Genomic DNA, 202 nt, shown 5'->3' on the forward strand with positions numbered 1-202 from the left:
GTGGTGATCTCGTCGGCGGACGCGAGCGTACCGGTGACGTTGGAGACGATCGCGATGCGCGGCACCCCGTACGACAACCCCTCCGCCACCTCACGGAAGCCCGCCAGCATGCCGTCCATACGATGCGAGTGGAAAGCATGACTGACACGCAGACGCCTGGTCTTACGACCCAACGCCTCCCAGCCCCCCGCCACCTCCACAA

1 protein-coding gene is annotated in these 202 nt (G+C 65.8%); it reads right to left on the reverse strand.

What is annotated here, in order from left to right; genetic code table 11:
• Positions 1-202: hypothetical protein (locus tag ADK64_RS43040; protein ID WP_159046273.1), on the reverse strand; the 202-nt coding region annotated here is incomplete at both ends.

Source organism: Streptomyces sp. MMG1121 (genome assembly GCF_001280015.1).
Classification (GTDB): Bacteria; Actinomycetota; Actinomycetes; order Streptomycetales; family Streptomycetaceae; genus Streptomyces.